Origin of the sequence: Flavobacterium sp. Root935, assembly GCF_001429295.1 — a bacterium.
Taxonomy (GTDB): Bacteria; Bacteroidota; Bacteroidia; order Flavobacteriales; family Flavobacteriaceae; genus Flavobacterium.
In genome coordinates, this window is sequence record NZ_LMJL01000008.1 from 804,146 (window position 1) to 824,629 (window position 20,484).

At 33.7% G+C, this 20,484-nt stretch carries 13 protein-coding genes; 4 read left to right on the top strand and 9 right to left on the bottom strand.

Annotated features, from left to right (window positions below; translation table 11 throughout):
* Positions 1–28 precede the first annotated feature (28 nt).
* From gmd to ASE40_RS08630, 4 genes are all read right to left on the bottom strand, one after another.
* Positions 29–1,153, bottom strand: coding sequence for a GDP-mannose 4,6-dehydratase (gene gmd / locus ASE40_RS08615; RefSeq protein ID WP_057116538.1), 1,125 nt, complete (start codon positions 1,151–1,153; stop codon positions 29–31).
* Between the two features lie 109 nt (positions 1,154–1,262).
* A complete protein-coding gene (locus ASE40_RS08620) occupies positions 1,263–2,216 on the bottom strand; it encodes a GDP-L-fucose synthase family protein (RefSeq protein ID WP_057116540.1) in 954 nt (317 codons plus the stop codon).
* A 39-nt stretch (positions 2,217–2,255) separates the two neighbouring features.
* The gene (locus tag ASE40_RS08625) at positions 2,256–3,257 is read right to left on the bottom strand and encodes a mannose-1-phosphate guanylyltransferase (RefSeq protein WP_057116541.1); all 1,002 of its coding nucleotides are present in this window, start codon (positions 3,255–3,257) and stop codon (positions 2,256–2,258) included.
* Complete coding sequence (locus tag ASE40_RS08630; protein ID WP_057116542.1) at positions 3,247–3,681, bottom strand: adenylyltransferase/cytidyltransferase family protein; 435 nt, start codon at positions 3,679–3,681, stop codon at positions 3,247–3,249. Before ASE40_RS08630 ends, ASE40_RS08625 begins: the two co-directional genes overlap by 11 nt.
* Positions 3,682–4,266: 585 nt before the next feature.
* On the opposite strand from ASE40_RS08630, the gene ASE40_RS08635 reads away from it, so the two are divergent.
* Entirely contained in the window at positions 4,267–4,737 is a 471-nt protein-coding gene (locus ASE40_RS08635; RefSeq protein WP_057116543.1) for a UpxY family transcription antiterminator, read from the top strand.
* A gap of 87 nt (positions 4,738–4,824) precedes the next feature.
* Here ASE40_RS08635 and ASE40_RS08640 read toward each other — a convergent pair whose 3' ends face one another.
* The 5 genes from ASE40_RS08640 to ASE40_RS08660 form a co-directional block, all read right to left on the bottom strand.
* The gene (locus ASE40_RS08640) at positions 4,825–5,028 is read right to left on the bottom strand and encodes a helix-turn-helix domain-containing protein (protein ID WP_057116544.1); all 204 of its coding nucleotides are present in this window, start codon (positions 5,026–5,028) and stop codon (positions 4,825–4,827) included.
* A gap of 67 nt (positions 5,029–5,095) precedes the next feature.
* Positions 5,096–5,326: a helix-turn-helix transcriptional regulator gene (locus ASE40_RS08645; protein WP_144219045.1), complete on the bottom strand. Its 231-nt coding sequence runs from the start codon at positions 5,324–5,326 to the stop codon at positions 5,096–5,098.
* 505 nt (positions 5,327–5,831) lie between these two features.
* Entirely contained in the window at positions 5,832–8,009 is a 2,178-nt protein-coding gene (locus tag ASE40_RS08650; protein WP_057116546.1) for a hypothetical protein, read from the bottom strand.
* On the bottom strand, positions 8,006–8,734 hold the full coding sequence (locus ASE40_RS08655) for a hypothetical protein (RefSeq protein ID WP_128414958.1): 729 nt from the start codon (positions 8,732–8,734) through the stop codon (positions 8,006–8,008). Before ASE40_RS08655 ends, ASE40_RS08650 begins: the two co-directional genes overlap by 4 nt.
* 15 nt (positions 8,735–8,749) lie before the next feature.
* Positions 8,750–9,274 (bottom strand): T9SS type A sorting domain-containing protein, encoded by a 525-nt coding sequence (locus ASE40_RS08660; RefSeq protein ID WP_057116549.1) that lies wholly within the window; start codon positions 9,272–9,274, stop codon positions 8,750–8,752.
* A 915-nt stretch (positions 9,275–10,189) separates the two neighbouring features.
* Here ASE40_RS08660 and ASE40_RS08665 point away from each other — a divergent pair.
* The 3 genes from ASE40_RS08665 to ASE40_RS08675 all read left to right on the top strand — a co-directional run bounded on the left by ASE40_RS08665 (position 10,190) and on the right by ASE40_RS08675 (position 20,385).
* Positions 10,190–15,511 (top strand): type I polyketide synthase, encoded by a 5,322-nt coding sequence (locus ASE40_RS08665; protein WP_057116551.1) that lies wholly within the window; start codon positions 10,190–10,192, stop codon positions 15,509–15,511.
* Positions 15,512–15,593: 82 nt separating this feature from the next.
* Entirely contained in the window at positions 15,594–19,604 is a 4,011-nt protein-coding gene (locus tag ASE40_RS08670) for a non-ribosomal peptide synthetase (RefSeq protein ID WP_057116552.1), read from the top strand.
* Entirely contained in the window at positions 19,591–20,385 is a 795-nt protein-coding gene (locus ASE40_RS08675) for a 4'-phosphopantetheinyl transferase family protein (protein ID WP_057116553.1), read from the top strand. The genes ASE40_RS08670 and ASE40_RS08675 overlap by 14 nt, the downstream gene beginning before the upstream one ends.
* The last annotated feature ends 99 nt before the right edge of the window (positions 20,386–20,484 follow it).

Sequence of the window (20,484 nt, forward strand, 5' to 3'; positions counted from 1 at the left end):
ATAATTTTCGTTTTTGGAAACTAATTAGTTATTCGAAATAATTCATTATCGAAAAACCGCATTCTTTTAAAAGCTGCTCTTTTCTCATTAATTTTATATCAGACTGCATCATTTCCTGTACTAATTCAGATAACTCATATTGGCATTCCCAGCCTAGTTTCTTTTTAGCTTTTGTAGGATCGCCTATTAGTAAATCTACTTCTGTTGGTCTAAAATATTCTGGATCTACTGCCAATACTTCTTTCCCAATTGGAAGCTGATAATCTGGATTACTGCAAGAAGCTATATATCCTTTTTCATCTATACCTCTGCCTCTAAACTCTAATTCAATACCTACTTCAGCAAAACTCATTCGGACAAATTCGCGAACAGGGGTAGTTTTTCCTGTAGCAATTACCCAGTCTTCAGCTTCTTCTGCCTGCAAAATCATCCACATCATTCGCACATAATCTTTGGCATGTCCCCAATCTCTTTGAGCATCAAGATTTCCTAAATAAAGTTTATCCTGCAATCCCAACGCAATTCTTGAAGTTGCTCTGGTAATTTTACGTGTTACAAAAGTTTCTCCACGAATAGGAGATTCATGATTGAACAAAATACCATTGCAGGCGTACATTCCGTAAGCTTCTCTGTAATTTACCGTGATCCAGTAAGCGTACATTTTGGCTACTGCATAAGGTGATCTTGGATAAAAAGGCGTTGTTTCTGACTGTGGTACTTCTTGTACTTTTCCATACAACTCCGAAGTTGAAGCTTGATAGATTCGAGTTTTGTTTTCTAATCCCAGCAAACGAACGGCATCCAAAAGTCGCAGAGTTCCCAAGGCATCAACATTTCCTGTATATTCAGGAGTTTCAAAAGAAACTGCCACATGACTCATAGCAGCCAAATTATAGATTTCATCAGGTTGAATTTCCTGAATCAAACGCGTCAAATTTGTACTGTCGGTCATATCTCCATAATGCAGAATAAAATTTCTGTTTTCTATATGAGGATCTTGGTATAAATGGTCAATTCGATCGGTATTAAATGAAGACGAACGTCTTTTTAATCCGTGTACTATATAGCCTTTTTCTAATAAAAATTCACTTAAATAGGCTCCGTCTTGTCCTGTCACTCCTGTAATGAAGGCTGTTTTTTTTAATAGATTCATAATGTAATTATAAGGCACAAAGGCATTATGCTGCAATGTTGCAATGTTTGATAAAGTCTTATTTGTAAAGTTTTTGGGGAGAGATTTCCAGATTAAAAGAATGGACTGATTAGTAAATCTTTTCTTTTAAGTTTTCAATGTTTTCTAGAAACCAATTGTAGGTTTTTTGGATTCCTTCTTCTAAGTTCACTTGGTGTTTCCAGCCAATATTATGCATTTTAGAAACATCCATTAATTTTCGCGGAGTGCCGTCAGGTTTGCTTTCATCCCAAATAATATCTCCGGTATGACCCACAATCTTTTGTATCGTAACAGCCAGATCTTTAATAGTTAAATCTTCTCCTGTTCCTACGTTGTACAAATATCCTGGAAGCTGATTTTCTACAGCAAAAACTACGGCTTCTGCCATATCATCTACAAACAGAAATTCGCGCATGGGTTTACCAGTTCCCCAAAGTATTACAGAAGCATTATTATTTTCTTTAGCTTCATGAAATTTGCGAATCATAGCTGGCAGAACGTGAGAGCTGTTCAAATCAAAATTGTCGTGAATGCCGTATAAGTTTGTCGGCATCAAACTGACAAAATCTTTTTTAAACTGCTTGCGTATTGCTTGGCATAATTTTACGCCAGTAATTTTAGCCAAAGCATACCATTCGTTGGTACTTTCTAAAGATGATGTTAGCAGATATTCTTCTTTTAATGGCTGCATCGCTAATTTTGGATAAATACATGAACTTCCTAAAAAGATAAATTTGCTTACGCCTAAATTATGCGCTTCGCTAATCAAGTTATTTTGAATTTGCATGTTTTCCATTAAAAACTGATATGGATAATCATTATTAGCCAAAATTCCGCCCACTTTTGCAGCGGCATCAATAATAACGTCAAGTTTAATTTCTCCTAGAAAATCACGAACTGATTCTTGTTCTCTTAAATCCACTTCTGTACTGGAAGCTCCAATAAGATTATGATAACCTTTTGCAGTCAAGGTTCTCCAAATGGCACTTCCTACCATTCCCTTATGTCCAGCAATATATATTGCAGCATTTTTATCAATCATATCAGGCTCTTTTTTATTGATTCTTTTAAGAGTTTTATTTTATAATAATGGAGAAGCAATTGATTCTAATTGCTGGTAGACTTGTTTTACTTCCTGCGAATTTTCTTTTTGCAAAACCATTAGAGCATCGGCAGTATAAATCAAAATGCAATTTTTAACCCCAATAAAAGTGGTATGCATTGAAGTTCCTATTACAATATTTCTGTTGACATCTATTGGATGGTCTTTCTCAACCAAATAATCATAAACCGATTCAAAAGAACCCAAATCTGACCATTCAAACTGGGCTGGAACCACTTTTATATCCTTACTTCGCTCCATAACGGCATAATCAATGCTTATGGAGGGAATAGTAAGTGATAATTCATAATCTAAAAAACCATCTTTATTAGATTCCCAAACTGCTTTTGATGCCCAATAAACTTCTGGTTCCTGCTTTTCAAGTTCGCTTAAAAACTTTCCAGCTTTAAAACAAAAAAGACCGCTATTCCAGAAATAATTTCCGTTTTTCAGATACATTTTTGCTGTTTCTAAATTTGGTTTTTCATGAAATGCAATTACATTTTCACCTTCAAATTCGATATAGCCGTAGCCCGTTTCTGGTTTTGCTGGTTTTATTCCAAAGGTTACTAGATAATCCTGATTGGCTAATGCAATTGCTTGTTGCAAAGCAGCTGGATATGAATCTTCGCCATCTATAATATGATCCGATGGTGTAATCAATAAAACATCTTCTGGCTTTGATGCAAAAGCTGCAAACGCAATTGCCGCAGCTGTGTTTCGGGGAACTGCCTCTATAATATGAGTAAAAGGTTTATTGAATTTGGACATAATGAGATTACTCATTTTGTAATTTTCAATATTTCCTACTACTATCATTTTGTTTGAAACATTTTGATTGCGGGCCACCGTTTTTTCGAAAAGCGACTCACCGTCAAAAAGTTCCAGATATTGTTTAGGCAGTGTTTTTCTGGAAAGAGGCCACAACCTGCTGCCAATTCCGCCAGTTAAAACAACATGTGTTACAGAACTAATTGCCATTAGAGTGCATTAAAATTTCTTTTTGATACACTTCATTACGAAGGTTAGTGCTCGAAAAACGGTGGTCTCTGGTATTAAAATACAATTCGATTCCTTTTTCTTCACAATAGGTCCTTCCGGTAAAGTCTCTGTCTTTGTATTCGTCACCTACAATGCGCACATCGAGAGTAAAAGATTTTAGAATGTCTTCTAAGTCTTGTTCTGTAGCGTACGGAACAATTTCATCAACAAACTTACACGCTTTTAACTGTATGTAACGCTCTACTACAGTTTGTGTTGGTTTATTTTTTGTCGGGCGATCTAATGTTGGATCTGTTTGTAGACCAACAATTAAATAATCACAATGTTGTTTTGCTTCTTCAAGCATTTTAACGTGCCCTGCATGTAACAAATCAAAAGCACTAAATGTTATTCCAGTTCTCATCTGCTTAATGTTTTAAATTAAAAAATATGTTTGTTAATGTAGAATTGTCGGGTAAAAAATTGACCGTTTTATTGGGGTTTCGGCGGTTTTTTTAAAATTTTGAATAAGGGTTCCCCGTGAATAGTTACACTCTAACTACTCAAAAAAGAAAAAATAAATGGTAAAAAAACTTTTAAAATTTTGCTCCTATATTAATATCAAAAAAATTTTATTTCTGCATTAAAAAGCTCGAAAACAAAATCAAATAATATCAATTTGTCTATAACAATAATTTAAGATAAAATTATGATAATACGGCTGATGAGAAATTTCGTTTTTGTTGCTAAATGTCCTTAATAAGGAAATTTTAGCATAAAAACCATCAGTAATTTTAGTGTCCTCGAATTAAATTTACATCTTAGTTTGTATACAAAACCATATCGTATCTTAATGATGGTTTCCAGATACTGCAGCATATAATTTAATGGAAAACATTTGGCTTACACCAATCAATGTATAGACTATTATCCATTAAAAGAGAATTACCAATATAACGGCTTAAGCTATTTTAAACAACTAATTTACAAATACAATAAATTAAGGATTATGAAATGGTATGTAGTATACACAAAACCTAAATGGGAAAAAAGAGCCGCAGAACAATTAACTAAGTTTAATATCAATTGTTATTGTCCTGTGATTAAAAAAATTCAACAAAGATCAGATAGGAAAATAAAGGTAGAAGTGCCATTGTTTAATCATTACATATTTGTACAATTAGCAGAAAAAGATAGAAACTTAGTATTTCATTCTCCTGGAGTAGTGCGATTTTTATTCTGGCTTGGAAGACATGCTATTGTAAAGGATCAAGAAATTGAAACTATTAAAGAATGGCTTAATACTGGAGACACAGCCTCAGAAATATCTGTTATGCAATACCAAATTGGAGATAAAATTCATTTGAATTCTGGTCCTTTCTGCGATCAAAATGCAGTGGTAAAAGATATTACAAAAACACATTATGTTTTAATTCTAGAATCTTTAGGGTACGTTTTAAAAGTAAAGCATAAATCATAAAACGAAAAAAGAGTTTTTTAAGATATCCCTGATGATCTTAAGTAAACTCTTTTTTAAAATTTCAAAATGAAGATTGCGTTTTGAAAATTAATTATCTAATTGAAAAATCTGGCTTTTTTTGATTCCTAAAATCTTTACTAATTGGTCTAGCTTTGATAGTTTAAGATCGACCATTCCTTGTTCGATTTTTTCGTACTTTTTGACACTAATTTCCATTTGAATTGCAACATACTCGGGGGTGTGATTATTTTGCAACCGATACTCTCTAATTTTTAAATAGTAATTTTCCATAATCGTATTTTTTATTACTAATTCTAATTGGTTAAAGTTTGATTAATAATTAATTGCGATGGGTATTCTATCTCGTTTCACTAAAAAAAATGGATACATCAAATTTAAATATGAACTCTATTGAGACCTCTAAAACTTTTGAAATTTCGATTAATTTAGAGACCGTTAAATCAACATCGCCTCTTTCAATTTTGCCATAACCGCTGGTACTCATTTTTAATTCAGCAGCTACATATTCCCTAGTGAAATTTTTTAATTCTCTTATCTTTCTAATATTTTCGTATACACTGTATTTCATAAAAAGTAAAAAATAAAAAATATAAATAATCTTATTTGAAGTTACTGTTAGAACAATTACTAAATCTTGACAGTAAGTCATTCGTTATTTTTGTCTTATTTGTAAAAAAAACACATTTTTACGACAACTATTCAATTATTAATAAGGTTTAAAGCTAAATGACGGTTTTTCTTTATCATTCATTTTAAATTTTGATCAAAAATATATAATGTTTCGACTATTTAATAATAAATCTGTTCAACGTATTTTAAAATCCGATAAAATACAACATGTTACATTTTAAGGCTCCAAAAAGTGCTTCCTAATATTCAAAAATCCTTATTTTATAAGATAATAATCACGTAATTCTACGCACTTCAGGAACGTAATTGCTGCATAGTTACATTGAAAAAGAGAAATCAGAAGATTCTGATGAAGAGTTCAAACAAAAAAAATCCGTTAACTATTAATGTCGGCTTTAAAAGCTTTTTTAATAGTTAACGGATGGAGTTATAAAATATTATGCTTATTGAGTTACCAGAAACTGCGGATAAGGATTAGAAGTTGTATTGATAATTACAGTTGACACTCCTTCTTTTACATTGACTAACAATTTACTAAGCGCTGAGTTTGACTTAAAATCGTTATTCATAAATATAGCGGAGTATTTACTATTCCAATCTCCATCAACCGCAAGAGCAGTTACATTACTTGTAATTGTCGAGTTTAATATACTTGCGTAAACCGGGTTGTATAAAACAGATGAAAATATTGGAGCAGCATCAGAGAAATTACAGCCTTCTATAAAGGTTGTAATAGCTTTAATGGTTGATTTTGTATTTGAATTACCAGAAAAATTAACACTGTACAAAGAAATCTCTCCACTGCTTATAGTGTAATTTCCTGTGTAGCCCGTAAAATCACTATTGGCAACCAGCGGATAATTGTTTGATGCTAAAGCAAGTGCATTTTGTCCGCCGCTAAATTTACAATTTACCCAGGCATTTAAATTATCTGCCCTTGTCGCTAGCATAGAAACGGCTGTGGTACAATTAATAAACTGGCTTCTGTAAAACATTGTTTTGTCAACAAAGCTAGAATTGTCAGAAACACCACCTGCAAGAGGATCTTGAAAGAAACCTTTTCCACAGTTTACAAAAGAAATATTGTCTAGGAAATTATTATCAAATCCCATCATTTTATCCAGATGAATTCCATTAGTTTGATCTCTAAACACTACATATTTCAGCCACACATAAGCCATATGTTGTGTTCCGTAGTTTTGTGACGAATAAACGCCTGTACTTCCACCTTGAAGCGTTAAATGTGCTAATACAAAATTAGCATCCTGACCGCCTGTAAGTGATATTAAAGGAAAATCGTCTTTTAAACCAACAATAACTGTTTTACCAGTACCTTTTCCTGTAATTCCGTGAAGTTTGTCAAGAGGAATTTTTAAAGTTGAACTAATATAAAAAACACCTTCTGGAAGTTCTGCGATTCCTGCATTATTAATTAAGTTCTGAATATAGGTTGTACTATCGGGTTTACCATTTCTGTCGTTTCTCCAATTTACACCCAGCGGATCTGGTAAAGTTTCCCAGTTTGGTCGAGCCCACGCTGTGTATTTTGTTCCTAAAATAGAACTGCTTAAATTTGAAATTACAGTCGAATTGCCAATTGCTGCTGTTTGTTCAACACCATTATATTTTATAGAATTACTCGTATCGACATTTCCCCAGAGATCATATCCTGTTACAGTTCCGCTTCCTCTTTTGTATCCTCCTACAGCACCTATCATAGTCATATTGGTTCTTGCTGAGATTACATCAAATTCTGTGGTAAGTTTTTTATTCAATATCGAAACGTTGGCAGCATCAATATCAAAAGCTCCTGTACGAACTGCAGAATAATTATTACCACCACCTAAGTCGGTAATTTTAACATTCCCCATATTGCTGGCCTTAAACATTGCAAAAGTTCCCTTTCCTTCAAGGTTCCATCCCTCAGCATCAATACCAACAAATGTAGCAGACTTTAAATTATCCATTTCTGTTGTATTGGCGTGAGGCGTCAAAAAGTTAGTATGCAAATGTACATTACCATAACTAGGAGTTGTTGAATTTCCTTTCATAGTAAGAACTGTAGCTACTCCGCCAGATTGATGCTTTATAAATTTATTGTTTCTAAAATAACCCGACTGACTACAGTCTACTAATATAGGACCTCCAAAATTTATAAATGAGTTATTTTCAAACGTTGCATTTGTAGCTTTTAAAGTTGCCCATTTAATTGATTTTAAAGTGCAATTAGAAATTACTCCTCCTGCCTGAAGCGTGATTGTCTTATCGGCTGGAAGCAGGTATTCTATAACAACACCAGTACTTCCTGCGGCTATTGTAATATTAGAAAACAAATTTAAAGACGGATGTCCGTATAATTTTTGATTACTTTTCATGACAATGTCCACGCCAGAATAATCTCCCTTTTCTAATCTTACTGAACCATATTTGTCTAAAGCCTGCTGAAGAGTTGCTTTTTGGGTAACTGGTAATAAATAAGCATTAAAATAGTCGTTTTCTTCCTGCTGATTATTAACAACTGGAGTTTCTGGAGTTTTAACCGGCGCCTCATCAATTGCATAATGATAGTTTTGTGAAAAAACTGCAGTTGAAACGAGTAAAAAGTAAATTAGATGTTTCATTGTCCCGATATAATATAGGAATTTGTGCCTGTTTTTCTAAGAAATCCAAACCTTACATTTCCAGCAGTACTAGTAAACTTTCCGCTTCCAGCTGCATTATAATTAATTGTTACACCAGAAGCCGCCTGTATTGTTAGCACAGCACCATTGTGTGCTTCTAGATTAATAGTTTCACCTATTGCCATGCTTCCAAAGTCAGAAGTCAGCGTTAATGTAGATGAAGCTGTACATTCTATTGTATTGTTTACATCTCCAGCCGCAATGTTTCTGGATGAAGTCAATGAAACGATTGCTGATCTAAATGGAGTACTTGATGTTCCTCCTGCTGTTTTTGCATACAAAGCATAAGGTACGCTCAAAAGCTGGGTAACTCCTGTAATATTGTAATTAGATCCTCCCTTAACGTCTACTTGAGTTTCTATAAAATAAGGTCCTTTATCCCAAGCGATTTTACTAAAATCTCCTGTACCAATTGTTCCTGTACCAATTTCAAGAGAAACCAGACCATTTGCATTTGTAGTAACAGAATGTGTTTCCAGATAAACATTAGTTCCTGTTGCAGTGCCTTGATGCACAATAATTCGAAGGCTGACTCTCGAATTAACAACCAAACTATTATCTTGGGCTCGAACAATTGCCTGGTAGCTCATTTTCTCAGGTGATTGTGCAAATACCTTAAGCGTAACAGTCACAAATAATAATAAAAGGGTATATGCCAGTTTCATTCTCTTTTTATTTTTTTAGTTTTTTATTATTTTAAAAGATTTCAAAATTTTGTTGTCATTATACACCACAAGTATATAAATAGATGGACTTAGATAACTAAAGCTGACTTGTGCTTCAGTTTGATTAATTGTGTTTTGTTTTAAAAGTCTGCCTTGAATATCATAAAGCTTGTAGGACCTTTGACCGCTTTCCAGCTCTAATCCGGTCATGCTTACGGTAACAAAATCTATTGTTGGATTTGGGAAAACGAATATTTCTGTTGTAGGTTTGTCAACTTCTGGAGTGCCTAAATTGGCATCTTTTTCTTGATGCTGTATTCCTTGAGCAACATTATATACAGATTCTTCTCCTATATAAGTGTAAAATACTTGTCCAATTGAGTAGGTAACGGTTCCAGAACTTCCAGTCGCATTACTTCCAGATGTAATTATGGTTTCCATAATATCGTTGGCCGGCGTACTTTGACTAATTCCTAAAAAAGGAATGAAAAACAGTGCAATTATGTGTAGGTTAGTATATTTCGCTCTTAAATACTTCACAGTTTATATCCTATATTTTGTTTATACTGCAAAAATATTTAATTTCAAAAATTAATCGATATAATTAAATTTAATTCCGATTAAACGCACCAAATGTAGTATTTTAATGACTTTTTACTTACATTGAAAAAGTTAAAAAAATTAATTTGATGGTTAACAAAACAATTTGGGAAAATAAATTTAACTACACGAAACAATTAAGATTAAATGTTTTTGGCTCGCAATAGAAACGAATGTTATCTATGAAATAACGCTGCAATATTTTATAAATTATATAAGAACATCAGTTTTATCTAATCTTCAATACAGCTGTCTATATAATTTATAATTCACATTTATTAGGCATGCAAATAAACATAATTCATTTAATTAACATATATCTATTTGATTTTAAATCACTTAATCAAAAATATAAAATTAATTATTTCTTTTAATAAATGGATTAACTCCAAAATATTTTTTTTTCAAAGGAAAAAATTAACCTAAATCATATTCCTTTTTAAAATTTAAGAATTTGACACAAAAAGGATGTTAAAAAATGAAAAATAACGATGAAAGGCTATCATCAATTTTTGATAAATTATGTCTTCTTTAATTTAAAAAATGCTTTTCATCGATAATAATAGCTTTATATAGAAAATGCAAGTATTAATGAAATATTTTTCCTTTTTTTGATCAACTTATTGAATAATAAGCTGTAAATACTATTTTAATATAAAGACAATATTTAGGCTAAAACCAATCAAAATTCTTACATCTATTTATTAACCAAGCAGAAATGCAAATAAAAAAATGTAATCTTTTCCTACTAATAAACTGTAAGCCAACAAATTAAATTCTGTTCTTTTAGTCCCAACGCTAATATTATCATATTATTTTGCTCAAACTTTAACTTTAATTTTAATATAATTTAAAATGAAAAGACCTAACAACAATAGTTTAGAAAAAGGAATAAAAGGGACAAAAATGGAATATCCAAACCGTCCGCTGCACGAGCTTTTTGCACAACAAGCTGAAGTATCTCCCAATTCAATAGCACTTGAATTCGAAAACGAAAAGATTACCTACAGCGCATTAGCAAAAACAGTAAACCAAATAGCTCATTATTTTGCTGCTCAAGGTTTATCTTCTGGACAAATTGTTGCTGTGTCTATGGATCGAAGCCCAAATTTAATTGCTTCTCTTTTGGCAATTTTACAATGTGGAGCTGCCTATTTGCCTTTAGATCCAAAATTTCCCGCTGAACGTCTGGAATTTATGCTCGAAGATTCTGAAGCTAGTTTTCTGCTTACCACAAAAGCACTTTCAGGCTCGCTGCCAAATTCATCCAAAAATATAGTGATCGAAGATGTATTGGCTTCATTAGAACAATTTGCTGTAGAACCGCTTTCTATTTCAGTCGATCCAAAAGCAGTTGCTTATATGATGTATACTTCTGGATCTACCGGAAAACCTAAAGGTGTAACTGTAACCCACAAAAACTTAGTGAACTTTCTTTTCAGCATGGCGATTGAACCAGGCATAAGTGAAGAAGATAAACTATTGTCTATTACCACTATTTCATTTGATATTGCAGGATTAGAATTGTTTCTTCCTTTAATAAAAGGTGCCGCTGTCGTTTTTGCAGATCATGAAACTACTCGTGACGGACAGTTATTATTGAATCTTTTGCAAAAGAAACAAATTACAATACTTCAAGCTACACCAACTACTTGGCAGTTGCTGCTTGATTCTGGCTGGGAAACTCCGCTTGCTTTAAAAGCACTTTGCGGCGGCGAAGCTCTGCCTTTGAACCTTGCCCGCCAGCTAACTTCGAGATGCAATTCTCTTTGGAATATGTATGGCCCAACAGAAACTACTATTTGGTCTGCCGTAAAACAAATTCATGCTGATGATGAATTAATAACAATTGGACTGCCAATTGCAAACACACAAATTTATTTATTAGATGAACAGCGTCAAATCGTTACACCAGGAACAATTGGAGAAATAGTTATTGGCGGAGACGGAGTCGCAGAAGGTTACTGGAAACGTCCAGAACTTACAGTCGAAAAATTCATTACAGATCCGTTTTCTAATGACCCAAATTCAATTTTATATCGTACTGGAGATTTAGGTAAAATTTTACCAAATGGAGAGTTTCAATGTTTAGGACGTATAGATCATCAAGTAAAAATTAGAGGTCACCGCATTGAGCTAGGTGAAATAGAAGCTACTTTAAATACTTTATCTGGCATAAAACAATCTGCAGTAATTGTCAGCAATCACTTTGGGAATGAAGACAAAATTGTGGCTTATTTAAAATCTAGTGAACAAATACAAGATGAAAAACAAATACACGAAGCGCTTTCAAAAGTTTTACCAGAAATATTGCTACCCTCTAAATACATTTGGGTTGATGATTTCCCGATAACTCCAAATGGAAAAATTGACAAAAAGAATTTACCCGTTCCTGAATACAATAGGCCAGACTCTGCTCCTCTTTTTAAGAAACCAAACACACAATTAGAAAAAGATATTGCAAAAATCTGGAGCGAAGAATTGAAAATATCAAGTATTGGAATCGATGATGACTTTTTCGATATGGGTGGCAGCTCTGTATTAGCACAAAAAGTAACTACATTAATGAAACAGCACTTATCGAAAGATGTACCTGTTTCTAAAATTTATATTCATCCAACAATTCGAGAACTTGCAGCTATTTTAGAAGAAAATAACAGCGATACTGCCAACGAAGACTTATTTAAATTTAAGGAAACTAATAAAACAACTTCTCCAGACATTGCAATAATTGGGATGGCCGGAAGATTTCCTGGTTCTGATACCATAGACGAATTGTGGGAAAATCTAAGAGATGGAAAAGAAACAATTTCATTATTTACAAAAGAGGAATTAGACAGCAGTTTACCCGAAAGCCTTCGTAAAGATCCGCTTTATATTGGCGCAAGAGGAATTCTGCCTTCTGCAAAAACGTTCGATGCAAATTTCTTTGGATTAAATCCGCAGCTTGCCGCAGCTATGGATCCTCAAATTCGAATATTTTTAGAAATATCATTTGAAGCGCTGGAACAAGCCGGTCATCTTCCTAAACATTATAAAGGAAGCATTGGGGTATATTCTGGCAGTGAAATCAATTCTTATTACGAAAACAATATATTTAACAACAAAGAACTAAAAAGCTCAATTGGCGAATTACAGATCTATACCGTAAATGGAAAAGATTTTATTGCACCGCGTACTTCTTATCATTTAAATTTAAAAGGACCATCTGTTAGTGTACATTCCGCATGTTCTACTTCACTATTAGCAGTTGCGGAAGCCGTAAAAGCCATACGAACTGGCATGTGTGATATAGCTCTTGCGGGAGGATCGAGCGTTACTGCACCTATTAATAGCGGTCACCTTTACGATGATGGATTTATTAAAAGCCCCGACGGTTCTACCCGATCTTTTGATGCTTCTGGAAAAGGTACTGTTTTTAGTGACGGAGCCGGAGTAGTTGTACTTAAAAGATTAGAAGAAGCTGAAAAAGATGGCGATATTATATATGGTGTAATTAAAGGAGTTGGCGTAAATAATGACGGAGGAGACAAAGGCAGTTTTATGGCACCAAGTCCTAAAGGTCAGGCGGGAGCAATAATTAATGCTTTTAATGATGCTCAAATATCACCTTCAACAATTAGTTATATGGAAGCGCATGGTACTGCAACTCCAATTGGTGATCCGATAGAAATTGAAGGACTTAAAATTGCTTACGGCAGACAAGAAAAAAATAATTATTGCGCATTAGGTTCTATAAAAAGCAACATGGGTCACACTACAGCTGCCGCCGGAGTTGCAGGATTAATCAAGGTATTATTGGCAATGCGCTATAAGCAAATACCGCCTATGGTTAATTTCACTAAACCAAATCCGAATATCGATTTTGACAATAGTCCTTTTTACATCAACAATAAATTAATTGATTGGAAAGCAGACAGTATAAGAAGAGCCGGCGTAAGTTCTTTTGGCATCGGCAGTACAAATGTTCATGCCATTGTTGAAGAATATGAAGCGAAACCTTTAATATCTTCAGCTGGAAGACCACTTGAAATATTAATGTGGTCTGCAAAAAGCCAAAACAGTTTATTGGGTTATGAAAATGCGCTGGGACATTTTATTGACAAATCAAAAGAAATTCCTTTAGCAGACATTTCTTATTCTTTGAATATAACGAGAGATGACTTTAACCATAGAAGTTTTTTAATAGCAGATTCTACAAAAAGTGCTGCCGAAAAATTACTTTGCCTAAAAACAAAAAGTTCTAAAACCTCTTTATTAAAAAGTGTCCCTAACGAAATTGGATTTCTTTTTCCAGGTCAAGGTTCCCAATATGTAAAAATGGGTAAAACACTTTATGACAATGAAAAAGTATATCGTGACGCTGTAGACAAATGCGCCGAGCTTTTAATGGACGAGTTGCAGCTAGATATACGTGATATAATTTATCCACACATTAAATCGAACGAAGCAGAAGAACTTCTAAAAGATACTCGTTTAACACAGCCTTCTTTATTTGTCACAGAATATGCATTATCGCAGTTATGGCTGAGCTGGGGAATAAAACCGACTTTTCTCTGCGGTCATAGTATTGGCGAATTTGCAGCTGCACATTTAGCAGGAATACTAAGTTTGAAAGATGCATTACACATAGTTGCCGTAAGAGGAAGATTAATAAGCGAACTTCCCGGCGGCTCCATGCTTATTGTTCGAGTTTCTATTGATAAATTAAACGAACTGATTCCTGATACACTTTCTGTTGCTGCCATAAATGCAAATCAGTTTTGTGTTGTTTCGGGTAAAAAAGAAGACATTGCTGCTTTTAATCAGGAGCTTGATGTTCAAGAAATTCCGAACAAGTTGCTTAATACAAGTCATGCATTTCATTCTTTCATGATGGAACCGATTTTAGACAACTTCAAGAATGAAATAGAAAAAATAAAATTAAACATTCCTCGCCTGCCAATTATTTCAACAGCAACAGGAACTTGGCTTACAGATACAGAAGCGACAAATTCAATGTATTGGGTTAATCAATTAAAAAACACAGTTCGATTTGCCGATGCTATGAATACAGCATTCGAGTTAGATGATTTTATTTTACTCGAAATTGGTCCTGGACAAACCTTAACAACTCTCGCACGTCAACAGGCTGCGGGAAAAATCATCGCTGCTTTTCCTAGTTTGACTTTTCCAAAAGACGAAGAGGAAAATGAATACGCTACAATATTAAATACTTTAGGCGATTTATGGCTGAGAGGTATAAACCCAGACTGGAAAGCTTTTTACAAGGAACAGCAAAGATACAAAATAGAATTACCTAGTTATGTTTTTGATCGCAAACCTTGCTGGATTGAACCTTTAGGTACAATTGAAACAATAGTCAAAAAATCAATAATCCAAGAAGAAATACCTGCAATTTCAATAGAATCTGATAACATAAACAATTCGTCAAATGATTCTAAAAAAGAATCTATTCTCTTTAAAATTTCAGAGATTATTAAAAATGCATCAGGCATAACATACGATTCAGATTCAGCGTCGTACAGTTTTTTAGAATTGGGATTAGATTCTTTATCACTTACTCAGTTATCGGGAAAATTGAAAAAAGAGTTTGATTTACCAATCACATTTAGACAGCTTAACGAAAGTTATTCAACGCCATCATTATTAGCCGATTATATAGAACTTAATTTACCCGAAGAGCATTCAATCAATAGTAATAATAAGCAAATTGAAATAGGCTCTGACCAAACTATTAAACCTAATATTTCTTCAAATGACATACAATTATCTTCCAATCAAAATCAAATTTCGTTAGAACAAATTGTACAGCAAATTCATCTTTTGAGTCAGAAAGTAGATCAATTACAAAATTATCAAAGCTCTTCTACAAACGGAAATTCTTCATTTACACATCTAAAGGCAGAACATTTTGACCCCATTAAATTGAATACTAAAAATGGAGTCGAAACAAACGGAACGAATGGAGCTCATAAAAAAGAAAAGTCTTTTGATGTTTCAAAACTCAACAATCAACATTCGAATGAGAATAATACGGCTGAAAAAAAGTATACAATAATGGCAAATGAACCTCCTGTTCAAGGCAGTAAACTGGGACGGGATGAAAACGGAAATCCGGCATGGTTTATACAAGATCCTACTCAAAATGGAAATTTTGTGAAGATCAAGTTATAAGAAACAGGTAAGAAATAACTAGTAATTAGCATCTTAAATTATCTATTTAAAACTGCACAATTACCTTTAAAACAGAGTAGTAATGAAAAATCAACCTCAAATACAAACAGAAATGGAAACTGAAACTGAAATTCAATTTAATCCATTTTCACCTGAAATTGAACGCGTAATTTACACCACAAATTCGCAGCAAGAAATATGGACAGATTGTATTTTTGGCGGAGGTGATGCCAATAAAGCTTACAACTTGTCTGTATCTATTAAACTGAAAGGCAATTTAGTAATAGATAAATTTGAGAAGACCGTTCAAACTTTAGTACAGCGTCATGAAGGTTTGAGAGCAACATTTAGTCCAGACGGCCGCTTTATGTGTATCTACAGCCATGTCAACTTTGAAATCTCTCATAATGATTTTTCTAACCTGTCAGCGATTGAAAAAGAACTTTCTACAGATAATTTAATAAAAGAAGAAGTTAATGCTCTTTTTGATCTTGTCAATGGTCCTTTATTTAGAGTTAACTTACTTAAAATTGATGATTTTGAATATCTAGCCACCTTAACAATCCATCATATAATTGGCGACGGATTAAGTATTGACATAATACTAGAAGAACTGGGTACAATTTATTCTGCATATATCGAAAACAAAGAACCAAAACTACCAGAACCTGAACTTTTTAGCGAATTTGCCGAAAGAATAAATTCGTTTATGGAAAGCAGTGAATATAAGTCTTTAGAAAATTTTTGGATTAATATTTATAAAGAATCGGTTCCTACAATTGAACTGCCATTAGATTTCGAAAGACCTCCTTTGCGAACCTATAACAGCAGCCGTATTGATTTTCCTCTAGATGAAACTATTATAAATAAATTAAAAAATATAGGAATAAGTGCCGGCTGCAGTTTGGTTACCACTCTACTTTCAGCATTTGAAGTATTCTTATGTAAAATTACTGGCCAGCATGATTTAGTCGTAGGATTTCCTTCTTCGGGAAATACATTATACGACATGCGCCAATTGATTGGCGATTGTGTGAATCTGCTGCCGCTCAGAAGTAAAATCAGCTCAGAAATTAGTTTTTCAGATTATTTAAAAGAAAGAAATTCTCAATTGTTTGATGCTTATGAACATCAGCAGGTTAGTTTTGGTCATTTATTAAAAAGTTTTGCCATTGCCAGAGATCCTTCAAGAATTCCGCTAGTTCCAGTTATACTTACAGTTGATATGAATCGAACTATAGAAGAGGAATTTTCATTTGCAGGTCTTTCGCACGAACTTAAAGTAAATCCACGTCAATTTGGAACTTTTGAAATTCAGCTGCATATTTTTAAAGCCAAAGATGGACCTTCATTTCAATGGTCTTATAATACAACATTATTCAAAGAAGAAACTATAATTCAGATGATGGCATCATTTGAAGAAATTCTCCATAAAATCATAGACAATGCAGATAATCCATTATCCGATTTTACAGGAGGTAATTATTTAGCAGATTATAGTGAGCTGAATAATACCGAAATGCCTTATCCAAACGTTTCCTTAATTGAATTACTTCGAAAACAAGCAGAAATTACTCCTGATAATATAGCTTTAGAATTTCACGATTCTAAAACTACCTATCTGGAATTACATAAAAAAGTAAATCAGCTGGCGCATTATTTAAAAGCACAAGGAGTTGAATCGGGTGATTTTATTGCGGTTTCTTTTTCAAGAAGTCCAGAACTGGTTTATACATTATTAGCCATTATGGAATGCGGCGCCGCCTATTTACCATTAGACCCAGAATATCCTAAAGAACGTTTAGAATTCATGCTCAATGATTCGGGTGCGAAAGTTTTATTAACCAGTAAAACATTGTTCGCCTCTTTGCCATCATGGCCGCAAACGCTTTTTATAGAAGATGCAATGGATTCATTAGATGAATATTCAACATTACCGCTTCCTGAAACCGTTAGTCCAGAAAATATAGCGTATGTACTTTATACCTCTGGGTCAACTGGTAACCCAAAAGGTGTTCCTATTACCCATAAAAATTTGGTGAATTTTCTTTGCAGCATGGCTTTAGAACCTGGCATTACTGAAAATGATAGATTACTATCTATAACCACTATATCTTTTGATATTGCAGGTTTAGAATTATACCTCCCGCTTATTAAAGGTGCGACATTAATAATAGCCGATCATGAAACAGCCAGAGATGGAAGACTTTTACTAGAATTAGTAGAACGTGAAAATATTAATTTCTTACAAGCAACACCAACAACCTGGTCAATGCTTTTAGATTCTGGCTGGTCTGAAAAATTACCACTTAAAGCCCTTTGCGGCGGTGAGGCAATGCCTGCAGATCTAGCCAGAGAACTTTTGTCTAAATGTGATACTCTTTGGAATGTTTATGGCCCAACAGAAACCACAATATGGTCTTCTATAAAACAAATAAAAGCTGACGATAAATTGATAACTATTGGAAAACCAATTGGAAACACACAAATTTATTTAATCGATGAACATGGTCAGCTTGCTGCACCTGGAAATATCGGAGAAATTGTTATTGGAGGTGATGGCGTTGCAAAAGGTTACTGGAACAGACCAGAGCTAACATCTGAAAAATTTATTGAAAACAGATTTTCTTCTAATAAAGAAGATGTTATTTATCGCACAGGTGATCTAGGAAAAATACTTCCCAACAATGAAATTGAATGTTTAGGACGTCTTGATCAGCAGGTTAAAATTAGAGGTCATCGCATTGAACCCGGCGAGGTCGAACAAGCTTTGTTATTACTTGACGGCATAAAAGCTGCGGTCGTATTAGCCGATGAAAATTTTCTTATAGCCCATATAGTACCTGATAACAGCTTAGAAAATGCAGAAAATCAAATACCGCAATGGCGCGAAGCTTTAGCCTCACGATTACCCGTGCAGTTAATTCCGCATGATTTTAATTTAATCGAGAAAATACCAACAACGCTTAATGGAAAAATCGATCGCAAAGCATTATCGCAATATAAAGTAAACAAAAAAGTAACTTATACCGCCCCTCGAACAGAAGAGGAAAATATAGTTGCCACCATTTGGAAAGAAAGCTTAAATATAGAAAACATTGATATTTTTAGTGATTTCTTCGAAATGGGCGGACATTCAATCAAAGGCGTTAAGGTTATGATTGAAATTGAAAAGCATACCGGTAAACGAATTCCTTTATCAGCATTGTTCAAATATTCGACAGTAGAAAAATTTGCAAAACTTTTGAACACCGGCACAGAAATTTATTCGGATTGTCTGGTTCCAATAAAACCGCAGGGAAACAAAGCGCCACTTTTTATCGTTCATGGAGCAGGACTTAATGTTTTAAATTTCATTAATTTAAGCAAACATTTTGACCCAGACCAGCCTATTTATGGTATTCAAGGAACTAAACCTAAAGGTTTTGACGGATGGTACGAATCAATTGAAGCCATGGCTGCTCATTATATAGATGCAATCATAAAAGTAAACCCGAAAGGACCATACGCATTAGCAGGGTTTTCTTTTGGAGGTATTGTTGCTTTTGAAATGACACGCCAATTGAAAGCACAGGGGAAAAAAGTAAGCTTGACCGCACTGCTCGACTCTTATGTTGATTCTTCTTATTATTATGGAAATTACAGGCGAAAACAACTTGTGAGATACTTCGATATTACACACAGAAGGCTGGATTTTTTAAAAGAAATGTTATTGAGCTGGGAAGCTTTTAAAATGCGTATCAATGGAAAAAAAGAATACATTCTACAAAGACATTTTGGCAAGAAAAAAGAAATGACTGAGCAGGAAGAATTAGCTCTTCAGCAATTTATAGAAGCCGATGGCATGGTTAAAAAGATCGTAGACCGTTACCACTTAAAACCACAAAACATTGAAGTTGATTTATTTCGATCAAAAGATGACGCTAATTACAAATTAGACCCAACACATTTGGGATGGAAAAAAGCAGCATTAGGAGGCGTTACAATTCATAATATCTCTGGTAATCATTTAGATATTGTAGCACCACCAAATGACAAAGTATTAGCGCGTTTACTTCAGGACATTTTAGATGAGAAACATGAGAACATTTAAACCTGTCATTGAATATTCAACGATAAAGGACATAAAACTGATTCCTTGTAAACTCGCACCATTAGATACTGATGAAATAATCATTTACACCATCTATCTGCCTGATTTTATCGAACTAAAATCTGATTTATCTCAGTTTCTAACTTCTAAAGAACTTAAGAAAGCCCAGCGTTTTTTTAAAGAAATAGACCGAAGCAGATTCATTATATACAGATCAATTTTAAAGTTTGTTTTAGCAGCCCACACCAAATTGAATGTAAAGCATATTTATCTGGATTATCAATTCAATAAAAAACCATATTTGGCTTCACATCCTTGGTTGTTTTTTAATCTCTCGCATTCAGAAGACTTTGCAGCTATAGCAGTTTCGCGAAAAAATGTTGGATTAGATATTGAATATATGTCTAAAGATTTCAATTTTACAAGCCTTCTTCCTGATGTCTTTGACGACAATCAAGTTTTGCAGATTCAAAATGCAGCTGATAAAAAACATGCTTTTTATACTTCATGGACACGCAAAGAAGCGTTTGTAAAAGCATTAGGAAAAGGCATCGATGAAGATTTTAAACAAATTCCAAGTTTAGATGGACAGCATAAAATTGATTTCAGTCTCATAAAAAACAGTAAAAACTGGCAGGTAAATAGTTTTAATCTTGCAGATTCTTATTTGGGCGCTGTTGCATTTGAAAACCTGTCGGCAATAACTAGAAATTTGGTATTTTATATTATACCTAATAAAATAGACAAGCTTCTAGAAATGGCTCAAATCAAGAATAATTGATTTTCAACAAAGAAATCATCAATAACCAATATAACCCAAAACAAAAAAGCCACTCGATTTGAGTGGCTTTTGATGTGAACGCAGAAGGATTCGAACCTT